Genomic DNA, 524 nt, shown 5'->3' with positions numbered 1-524 from the left:
ATACTTGATCACTTTGCTTGTTATGGCAAGAGTGGTTGGTTCAGACTCTCCAGAAGTAGGGTTTGCACTTCATATCGCAGTTGCCACCATCATAGGAATTGTTACTGGCGTTTTCCTACATAGAATAATCAAATTCAACATCTCAAAGATCAAAAACGGCTTGGTTTATGGCATCCTCGCTGGAGTTGTTGTCTTTGCAGTATTTTCGATTCCAGTATCACAAGTATTTCTTGGCCCAAACATGGCTAAGATTCTTGCAGAATTAGATCCTGGAATGACATTCATAGAAGCATCCGAAGTAGTAAACCAAAACTTTGTGCTCGGTTTGATTGATTCCTTGTTTATGCATCTTATCTGGGGAATAACTGTTGGTGTTTTATCATCTCTTTTGACAAGAAAAATTGGTGCAAACTATAGATGTCATATTTGTGATATTGAATTTTCAAAAATGTCTACCTATGAAAAACACGCCGAAAACATCCATGAAAATCCCTCACCATCAATAAAACGGATACTGATCTTAG

At 37.4% G+C, this 524-nt stretch carries 1 protein-coding gene; it reads left to right on the top strand.

The window, feature by feature from the left end:
- Window positions 1–22: 22 nt before the first annotated feature.
- Window positions 23–524, top strand: a 502-nt coding sequence (locus V3W49_RS23075; RefSeq protein WP_500148318.1) for a hypothetical protein, incomplete at its 3' end; no start/stop codon positions are given.

It is taken from the genome of Rosenbergiella sp. YN46 (assembly GCF_036620675.1).
GTDB lineage: Bacteria > Pseudomonadota > Gammaproteobacteria > Enterobacterales > Enterobacteriaceae > Jejubacter.
This window is presented reverse-complemented; position numbering and strand designations above follow the sequence as displayed.